General features: G+C 45.2%; 6 protein-coding genes. All 6 read right to left on the bottom strand.

Features of this window, described 5'->3' with window-relative positions; all coding sequences use genetic code 11:
• Nucleotides 1–506: 506 nt before the first annotated feature.
• The 6 genes from BCU94_RS16775 to gmtY all read right to left on the bottom strand — a co-directional run bounded on the left by BCU94_RS16775 (nt 507) and on the right by gmtY (nt 9,781).
• Nucleotides 507–2,213, bottom strand: a complete 1,707-nt coding sequence (locus BCU94_RS16775; RefSeq protein WP_102477033.1) for a GIY-YIG nuclease family protein — start codon at nt 2,211–2,213, stop codon at nt 507–509.
• A 168-nt stretch (nt 2,214–2,381) separates the two neighbouring features.
• Complete coding sequence (locus tag BCU94_RS16770; protein ID WP_102477032.1) at nt 2,382–4,547, bottom strand: AAA family ATPase; 2,166 nt, start codon at nt 4,545–4,547, stop codon at nt 2,382–2,384.
• A complete protein-coding gene (locus BCU94_RS16765) occupies nt 4,544–4,981 on the bottom strand; it encodes a VPA1267 family protein (protein WP_102477031.1) in 438 nt (145 codons plus the stop codon). The genes BCU94_RS16770 and BCU94_RS16765 overlap by 4 nt, the downstream gene beginning before the upstream one ends.
• Nucleotides 4,981–5,658, bottom strand: coding sequence for a gamma-mobile-trio protein GmtX (gene gmtX / locus BCU94_RS16760; RefSeq protein ID WP_102477030.1), 678 nt, complete (start codon nt 5,656–5,658; stop codon nt 4,981–4,983). The genes BCU94_RS16765 and gmtX overlap by 1 nt, the downstream gene beginning before the upstream one ends.
• Nucleotides 5,658–8,324: an integrase family protein gene (locus BCU94_RS16755; protein WP_102477029.1), complete on the bottom strand. Its 2,667-nt coding sequence runs from the start codon at nt 8,322–8,324 to the stop codon at nt 5,658–5,660. The genes gmtX and BCU94_RS16755 overlap by 1 nt, the downstream gene beginning before the upstream one ends.
• Nucleotides 8,324–9,781 carry a gamma-mobile-trio recombinase GmtY gene (gene gmtY / locus BCU94_RS16750; protein ID WP_102477028.1) on the bottom strand — a complete coding sequence of 486 codons (1,458 nt, stop codon included), beginning with the start codon at nt 9,779–9,781 and terminating at the stop codon, nt 8,324–8,326. Before gmtY ends, BCU94_RS16755 begins: the two co-directional genes overlap by 1 nt.
• Nucleotides 9,782–9,906 lie beyond the last annotated feature (125 nt).

Below are 9,906 nucleotides of genomic sequence, written 5' to 3'. Positions count from 1 at the left end.
GAGTATACAGTAAAAACCATGTCTATTTGCGTGTGAGTGAGTGACAGCCCTTTACTGGCAATGCTTCTTCTTGAGATGCAAAGCGTACATACTATGTATATTGGTGTGTACGCTTTTTTTATCCCTTAAGGCTTAGCAAGGCGATGGCATCACTGCGTGAAACCATCACCCTGCCAAAAGGGTATTTAAGGGAAGTGATGGTAAAGTAAAATAATAAAGCCACTCCTTACGCTAGCACAGCTCACTACTCGCTAGGCATTTATGATTTTTCTTGACCACCCGCTGAAAAACGTTTCTGGACAAAACCTTCTTAGAGTAATCACTTAAATTAGAAAAATGCGGATAACTTGGAGTATCGAAAAGTCGCCTAGTGAAGTGTCCAGTTCTGCTGGTACAGATCAAATTGAGGCTTCCTTTGTTTGTCCGACAGCTATCAACAAAAACTGTTGCAGTCACGCTAACTGTAGGTCTGAGAAGTCCGTGGACATTACGTGCAATAGATATTTCTAAAGCATATGACTACATATATCATCAAGCCAGCCGTTCTTTACTGTTGAGCTATAGGCTGCTGATGACTTAGCCTTAAACTCCATCTTGCTAGAGTACTTAAGAGCTTCTTGTCTACAGTTTTCTTTTATTTTCCAGTGGCCTCTCGGTTTTCGAGTAGACTTCATGTGGTTACAAATCTCATCAAGCCAGCCATTATTTCTCGCTGAATTATAAGCACTTTTGTTATGCAAATTAAATTCAGTTCTCGTATTGTAGAGTAATGCTACCTCATAGCACCTTTCTTTATTCCAGTAACCAGTAGGTCGCTGCACGGAAGTCATATGGCTACATATATCCTCTAGCCAGTTATTTTTCTTGGCTGAATCATATGCGCCAGAAGCTCCCTTAATGAAATCGGATCTAGTTGTATATTTCAAAGCTTCAACTTCGCACGCTTTTTTATCCCAAAACCCATTATGCTTTTTGCACGTCTCCATGTGATAGCATGCTTCGTTTATCCAGCCATTTCTGTATGCAGCTCTCATCGCTAAAGGAGAGTGTTTTTTAAACTCACCTCGTGTTTTATATTTCTTAGATTCCGCTTTGCAAAGCTCTAAAGTCCAATAACCGTTCGGTGTGGAGAGCCTTTCCATATGAGCACAAACTTTATCCGTCCAGCCTTCTCTGCACGCAACTACGTATGCCGAGTTATTTCCTTGTATAAACTCTTTCCGTGTTTTGTACTTCGCTGCTTCTTGCTCAACATTCTCATATGTCCAACATACTTTCTCTGGCATATGAGACGTAGCCTCTTCGATCCAATCTTTTTCACAAGCAACTCTGTAGGCTGAATTGGGTGCATTTTTGAAGTCTATTCTCGAAGTGTACTTTCTAGCTTCATTCTTAACTCTTTCAAAAGTCCATGGTTCTTTACCACCAAGCGCTCCTAGTGCGCTTTCATTGTTTAGTAGCTTAAAACCCTTATCTCGATACTTTTCAACATATTCCGACTCTAACTGAGCTGCTAAAGATGCATCAATGTACTTGGTAAGTTTCTCGTACTTTGTGTCTGGATACGTCACTAACTCCTTTGTTGAGTGACCATAACCATTTTTATGCTCTAGCATCCTCTTTGGGAATGAGAATGTTAGGCCAACATAAGCCTCGTTGCGCTCCACACTGAAAATAGCGTAAATGCACCGTTTAGCCCTATTTCCGATATGTTCCATATGTGAACATATATCATCCATCAGCTTGTGCCGTAGTGCATACCCGTATGCCGAACTACTGTTTTTTTCAAATTCCATTCTAGATTTATATTTTAGGGCTTCTTGCCTAACTCTCTCTTCAGTCCAAAAACCTTTAGGTTTTCTAACTCTCTCTTCAGTCCAAAAACCTTTAGGTTTTCTAACTTCTTCAATATGAGCATACATCTGAGGTAACCAACCATTTTTTTGTGCAGCACCATATGCGCCCTTGTTTCCAGTACCATACTGAAATTCCGAGCGAGTTTTACATTTTTTAGCCACTTCTATAGCTCTAGCAAACGTCCAGTAACCTGATTGTTTCTTGGTGTACTCCATGTGGGAACATACATCCTCTAGCCATCCATTTCTTCTAGCAGCAGAAAAGGCACCACCTGAACCTTGTTTAAACTTGCTTCTTTGTTTGTACCTAAGAGCCTCTTCACGAACAGCGTTTAATGTCCACTTTTTTCTAGTCATAAATATCTCATTGCTTGTTTAAGAGTTCACCACAACCAAAGTTTTTGGCTCGCCTTCTCATACTAAATGGGCTAGAAGAATAAGATAAACTAGGACAATGAATAGACAAGCAGATTCTAGAGATTAATTGCTCTAGCAAGGAATGGGGCATTTTCGTGTTTGAAATAGCTACCGTAACAGCTCTTTCAAGTAGCTATTCCGCTTATGAGAGTGACTAGGTGCTTCGGTGATGCGCCTCATCTCATCGCGACTACCAACGATATGGATTTCACTTTCAGCTCTCGTGATTGCCGTATAGAGCCATGCTCTATCTACTATTCTTCCGTTTTGCAGAGCGATGATGATGCGTGGAAACTGTGACCCTTGAGCTTTATGTAGGGTTATTGCGTAACCCAACTCCATGCAGTCGAGAACGGATTGTGTTATCTCGACCTTTTCACCTGTATCTAGCGTCACTTCACCGTAACTATCACCAGAAGGTTTGGCGTTGGTTAGCATACCAAGTGAGCCGTTCTGAATGCCTTTGTCGTAATGATTCTGCGTAAATAACACCGCATCATTCATGCGAAGTGGCAAAAAGAACTTATCACCATTGATTTCGAACTCAAGGCTAGTGCTATCTGGGTTAACGGCTTGTTGGGTGAGTTTATTGATTTCTGATACGAGTGCCTTGGTTGGAGCCATGACGCGACTGTTTTCAGGACACTGTTGGTAAAGCTCACAACAGACTTTGGCAATGTCTGTCTTACTGGTTTCGTGAAAGTGTATTGCTCCCGTACTTAATCGATCAGGCACCACACCTTGATTGATGAGCTTTGAGTATTCGGGGATACCCGTTGAACCTTCCTGTCTCTTGACGATATCTAATTTCGTATTAGCCACCGTTTTTGCTTCAACGATGTCTGCCAACACCTTGCCGCAGCCGATTGGTGGAAGTTGGTCGGGGTCGCCAGTGAATATCAATCGTACAGAGGGGTGAATGTGATTCACAAGACGATACATGGTTGGCAAGTCAATCATGCTTGCCTCATCAATCACCAGTAGGTGATTTGTTTTCTCGACACTGGGTTCTATGGGATCTTCACGCAGCAATTTGGCAATGGTTGAGGTAACAAAACCGATGGACTCATGAAGTCTCATTGCAGCACGACCGCTGAGCGCAACGGCGTGTATTTCAAATCCAAGTTGATGGTAAGCCCTGAGAGCCGTTCTGAGTACCGTTGTCTTGCCTGTTCCTGCACCGCCCGTAATACAGCTTACCGAATTATCCAGACACGTTGTTACGGCTTCGATTTGTTTAGGGGTTAATTCGTAGGGAAGCTCCGCAACAGCAGAGCAATACGCAGCATTGGCGTTTTCATCAAACAAGTCATTCCGCTTAATCAGTGTATTTAGCCGTTTGGCAACGACACTTTCCATCAGAAGTTGCGCCGTTGGATGGTAGGTTCCTGTGTCGGGGTTTAAAATGTACTGAGCTTTATCATGACCTGATTGGAACGCCTGAGTGACCAGTGCTTTGTCTTTCAATAGTTTGTTGAGGTAAGGGCGCACATTGGCATGAGTGGTATAGGTGTGACCTTTTTCAATTTCCTTGCGAATCGCCATTTCCAGAGCAGCACTGAGCCTTCTTGGGTCATCCTGCGCAACATCGCTCTTAAAATCCGTTACCTTGATAATATCTTCAATGGCACTGAACGAAAGACCAAAACCCATCAAAGCATAAGGATTATCCTTAATTACCTCTATGGAGGCTTCACCATGATGCTTGAGCAGCCGTTGCTGCACACTGGCGGGGATGTGGTGCTCGCTCATCCAGTTGCAATGTGCCAGATTTTTATATTTGGCGTACCCCCTAAAAAGCGCTTCCACTGAATCTTCACTCAGAATCGATGTCAGACGCTCTCTGGACTCTGGGGTATCATTTCTCAGTGTGGCATGGAAATCTTTACCCAAGAGCTGCCAGAGCGCTCTAGCTTTGCTTTCACCAATACCCTTGAAGTCACTTTCTCTGGCGATAAAGCGTATCAGTTGCTCACCTGCTTCGGGCAGCGTGCATTCAATATGCTTGGGTGATTCATACGTGTGCTGCTGCATTACATAATCACCCATCTCCATATTTTCTATCTGGCGAGCACCTTTGACTGACCAATGCTGCCCCAGCGTTGGAAGCACAGGGATGCTATCGGGGTCGGCTTTGATGGTGACGTAATACTTCCCACTATTGGTTTTGTAAGAGTCTTTCGCCAGCGGCACACCGCTGAATATCACCATCTTGGTCGAGCGATAAGGGATACTGGTTACACGCATTTGGTCTTCATGCAAAGCGGTATTCATCGTGGCATCAACCCCATTTCGGATAAGGTTTCCGATAGCTCACCAAAGCGCTCAAGTCGCTTTTCCAGCTCCTTGACCTTAGCTTTCAATTCAATGTTCTCAGCTTCTAATGACGACACCCGCTTTGAATCGAGTAGCTTTCGATTTGCTGTGTTGTCGTAGGCTTGAGGTTTGCCCTCATTCTTCTTGGCAACGGCGGTCAACGGTGGCAGGACACCTTTGCCGCGCAGCTCATCTTCTAAGGCTTTGAGTGCTTTCTTGAGGGCAGGATTTTGGTTTAAAGCCGATTTTCCACAACCAATACCCTTTGCCACTTCAATGCGATTAAGCTGACCTCTAAACACGATTTGTTTAAACTCATCGTCCGTCTGTGTGGCTTTCCAGACCTCAAATGCCTCAAGGTTTTGTTGCGCTTTCTGCTGCCCACTTGCCATTAGTCATCTACCTCACCCAATAGCTTACGAAGCCCTGTGACAAAGCCTCTAGGGAATACTTCGCTATTGTATTCCATGTCTTTTACCTGACCCGCCTGAGTAGTTTGCCAGTCGTTCTTTTCCATACATTCATCAGAAATTGCATACGCTAAGGCTTTTTTCTCTGATTCGGTGAGTACGCCTGATAGGGATGGCAGCACTTCAACACTTGGCTCTGCGGTGGTGTCAAACTGGCGCACAGGGCGTTTGTCGATGGTAATATTGGCGTGTTGCTTGAGCAAATTAACCTCTTTGCGGTAACGGTTACGCTCCGCAATAATTTGACCAAACAAGGCGCGTACCGCAGGGTCTGGGATGCGCTCTAGCAGTTTATTATCCGCAGGGATGGATTTAGACCGTGAGGTGTTGGATAACGGTTTTTTGGTATTGGTATTGTACTTTGCCGCCCATGCTTCGATGAGTGTTCGGTAGTGCTTGTTACGGGTAGCACGCAACGCCTCATACGCCACCCCGCCATTTTCGACAGACACCCGCCCAATTTGCGTAATGGAGAAGTCACGCTGACCTGATTCTGCATAGGCTTTCAGCGTGTCGTTGAGCTTATCGAGGTTTTGCTGCGTACGAGGCACTTTGCCTTCTTTTAAGTCAGCCAGAATGACTTCAATATCGAGTTCCATTAGTCCTCCAATAAGTTCGGTAGTGCTATGCCATCAAGATTAATGGCTTTATCAGTCAGTGCCTGAATACCCTGAGAGAATAGCTTGTTATCAGTCAGGTATTCACCCGCTTCGATGTAGCTCGCCACCTTGCGGTAGCCTTCCAGCTTGTCGTCAGGGTCGGCAATTTTCGCCATTTGGCGCAGCATGGCATTGGCGGCGATGAGTTGTTGCTTGTCGTCCATTTCCATGAAAATTGGCTCAAAACCTTTTTTCATCAGTACACGACTGAGCTTGCGTGAGCGCTTTTCTATGGCAGGCGTTTTACGAAGTTCATCCTGTAAATCAGGATAGAACTCCGCATCATCACATATTAGGGAGAGGTGTAACAATTCAGAGTCGGTTTCGATAAATTTCAAGGCATGGCTGACATCTTGTTCAGAGCCAACCGCAATCAGCTTATCTTTGGCGTCATCCTCATTCCTGGCTTCTTCGACGCGAATGATTTTGTTGATAAGCTCAAAGCACGCTATCCAATCTTTGGCGTATTCATCGGCTTCGACGTGCTGCTTTTCATAGCGGCGCTGTAGTGCTTGCAGTTCATCATGCTTGATGAACGGCTTACCTTGCTCTTCACAAAAGAACTGTTCATCTTTGAGGGCTTCTAGTTCACCCTCAATTTCCACAGAGAGGTTAGCCGCTTGATGCGCCTTGTAACTTAATTGATTGAAGTGGGCATTAAGCGCAGGTAGGTAGTGTGCCTCGGTAATAAACCAGCGGCAACGAGGACAGTTTTCAGGGCCGTGTGGCACACTGGCGTAGACGCGACCTTGAGCGGCTTTTGCATCTCTAATCAACTCACCACCGTTCCAGCACCCGCCAATGGTACTGACTTCATCCGATTTAACGGTGTTACCGCCGACCAAGCACATCCCACAGGAGCGCTCTTCCCAACCAATCGGATTACGGTTAGTCAGTGCCGCCTGAATGCTGTCATCGCTGTGATACACCATCTTGCATTGGATTTGCTCCATCGAAGCATCTTTAAGGAAGTTGCGCACTGATTGTTTGGATTTCGCATCCAACTCACCATGCGCTTCATCCATTTTCTCTGCCATCACGGACGGGGTAATTTTGTTGTAGTAGATAGTCATCAACAGGCGTGTATGCCCCGCCAGTAATTTAGAAATCACAGGCAGTGGCAGTTGGGTATCCATCGTATACGCTGTGATGAGTGAGACACGCAAACTGTGCAAGGGAAAGAGTGTGGCAACCTTAGCACCTTTTGTAGTACCTTCTGAGTAATCCACAACCAGTTTCAAACGCTCACCGTTATCCAAGGTATTGCCTTGCTCTGCGAGTTGGTTTTCCAGCGCCAATAATAGTTGATACCAAAAAGAATCTGTTGCGGTGTAATTAATTGGCTTGTGTTTATCCTCACCTTTTGCAGATGCGTCACGAAACAGAAAGGCAATCTCACCCATACTTTGTAGTTGCTTATCCGATTTCTTTACACTAGTGTGCTTATTTAACAATGTGGTGCAATGAGTGGGCTTTGCAATCGGGTTGTATTTTTCTTGCCAGTTACGTAACTTTTCCAACCAGTACAATACTTCCTCGTTTTGCCAAGGAATAATGTAACCCCGCTCCTGTTCGTCTTTGTTCTGGTCAGCAGTCTTGTTGGTGTTGATATACAAGCCTGTTGAATACAGCCCTGTCATGGTGTCGTGAATTCGGCGGAAGATACCTTTCCCAAATGGGCGTTTTTCACTGCCAAGCGCGTAATTATGCTTGGTATTCACCACCCATTGACCTTGCTCATAGCGCCATGTATCGGCTTCACCACTGTCTAACATACGCACCTGATAGGTACGCAGCGGTATATGGAGTTTCATGAAAATCGCCATCGCTTTGACGGGCGACCAGATTTGGTGAAGGGTGATTTTCTTTTTCCCTTCACCTTTAATATGGCGAGTCACTTCTTTGCTGCGCCATACGCAGTCAGGGTCAGTTTTATCAATCAGTTCAGGCTCCACTTCGAACCAGTCAACATCGCTTTTTGCTTGCCCTGTTTGCCGCTGCGCCCATGTCCAGTGCTTGAAATGTCGATAGTGATAGGCAGGAAGCAGAGACTCATCGTCCTTGAGGTTTTGCTCAATGACGGTCAGTTCAGTTTTATCAGGCAACGGACAGATGATTTGGCGCAGGTTTTGAATATAGCGATACGGCAGAGGATTGCGCACTGTTTCAGTCGCACTAGCTTGTTGTTTGATTTTGCTCAGCGGGTTTTGAACCAGTGGAACAAGTCTGCCATGGTCATCTTTTTCGGAGAACACTTTTTCAATCACAAAGTCGGTGAAGTCATATGGGATGTTCACACCCGACTGGATCTTATCGGGGCTATTTTGAGTTTTTCTAACCAGTTTTTCCAACTCTTCACTGGAGCATTGATGTCCTTGGTAGCCCTTGAAAAACAAATCTATATTGCCGATGGCATAGGGTGCATATTCAGAAATATAGGATTCGAAGAATCGAGTTATAGCTTTTTGTTTATGGTCAATCGTTGTGTTTTGTTCTGCCATCCACTCCGCTGCCAACTCCTGCCATTGTTGCCACTCAGCACCAAGTGTGGTGAGCATCCAAGAGAAGGATGAATCCGATGAACGTCCGTCATTTTTTCTCGCCATTATTTACCTCTCAATTTTGGATGCTTGCCTGTGAAATAGCCCTGCGGGTCGACGTCATCAAACCCATGCTCAACGAGTGCTTTCCAGTCGAGCGCTTTGACTTTGGATTCAGGGTTTGCCAGTTGCAACGTCGCTTGGGTCAGTTCATCAGAGATTTCCTGCTGGCCTTTGCCTGTGTAGGGGATTTGTGAGTCTAGGGACTTATGGTGCATACAGCGTCGAATTACCAACGGGTTCAATCCTGAACGTTCTAATCGTCTGCCGTAATTATGTCGATGCCCATGTGGATCTAAGCCTTCTGCCTTGCTCGGCTCTAAACCAATGCGCTTCAAGCCGTTGGCGTAGTTATCATGGAAGGCGTTGATGGTGTAAGGGTTGCCGATAGCGCTATGATGAAACGAAATAAACGCATAAGGGTGATGACAGTCGATGCTGGCTCGGTACTTTTGGTAGTTTTTCCAAAGTGACATAAACACTTTGCCATAGTCAGTTGGAAACCATTGAACCTGTATGTAGTTGTCTTTGTGGTCAACCACACGGTTCTTCCAACCAAGATGAGCTGTGCCTTTCATGCGCTGGCGAGGGATGCGAGCATATTGCTCCTTTAGATATGCTTCTCTGTTTGGTGTACCAGAACGACTTCGCCAACCATCAGGGGCTTTGCCATCTATTTCGTTGTAAATTCGAACGATAGCACTATCTGGCTCATAGGGATCTTCAAACACGTCTGTCACCCAAAGCGTTAAAGCTTCACTTTCGCGTAACCCGCCACCGTGCATGAGAAGGAGTATTAACTTGTCCCTGAGTGCCACTCGTGGGTCGCTCGCGCCACCGATGCCATTTATATAAAAATCTTCCCAATGCTTTTCAGGAAAGGCGATGGCGTCATCTTCGGTTTTGGTGAGCGGCGTGCGTCCTTTAATGGTTCGCGCCTTACGGATGGTTTTGTTCACAGTCTTATCTTCGATATGACCAAGGAAATCGTTTTGGTTTTTGCGATACCATGCAGCGTAATTCAATCGCTGCTCATGAGGGGTAGCATCACGCAAGGGGTTCATCGGCGCAGTGCCTTGCTTGTTTGCCAACCAATCTGTAAATGCCGTCAATCGATGAATATGCTTATTCACGTTACTGGTTGAACTGGGCACCCAATACAAACCTGATGGGTCAAGTCCATCCTCACCAATCGTTCCTGTATACAACCGCTTAGAAAAGGTCTGAAAGAGCAACTTCGGATCGTCAAACAATCCTCTATTTGCTTCCATATAATCCAGCAACAAGGACACCGCTTGAATAAACCCATTCATGACGGAGTTACTCACACCGTCTGCCTCTAGCTTGAGTAGGTAGTCTGTGACCGTACTTAACTCTCCTTGCTCAGTTAGCAAGATAGGCAGTTGGCTTTTGATGCCCGTATTGTCCTCTACAATCGTTGCTCTAACTTTTACTGATGACAAACTAACCTTCCGTGTACATATTAAACATATAATACACTATAGTCCTATGCTGTGTATCGAGCAAGAAAAAGGCAGATTTCTCTGCCTTAATACACAATATACACTCTTTAAGTTACTATATATAA

It is taken from the genome of Shewanella sp. 10N.286.52.C2, assembly GCF_002874545.1.
Taxonomy (GTDB): domain Bacteria; phylum Pseudomonadota; class Gammaproteobacteria; order Enterobacterales; family Shewanellaceae; genus Shewanella.
This window is presented reverse-complemented; position numbering and strand designations above follow the sequence as displayed.

Bases quoted from the DNA above. Each gene is read 5' to 3' on its own strand.
- BCU94_RS16775 (WP_102477033.1), bottom strand. From the start codon at position 2,213: ATGACTAGAAAAAAGTGGACATTAAACGCTGTTCGTGAAGAGGCTCTT.
- BCU94_RS16770 (WP_102477032.1), bottom strand. From the start codon at position 4,547: ATGAATACCGCTTTGCATGAAGACCAAATGCGTGTAACCAGTATCCCT.
- BCU94_RS16765 (WP_102477031.1), bottom strand. From the start codon at position 4,981: ATGGCAAGTGGGCAGCAGAAAGCGCAACAAAACCTTGAGGCATTTGAG.
- gmtX (WP_102477030.1), bottom strand. From the start codon at position 5,658: ATGGAACTCGATATTGAAGTCATTCTGGCTGACTTAAAAGAAGGCAAA.
- BCU94_RS16755 (WP_102477029.1), bottom strand. From the start codon at position 8,324: ATGGCGAGAAAAAATGACGGACGTTCATCGGATTCATCCTTCTCTTGG.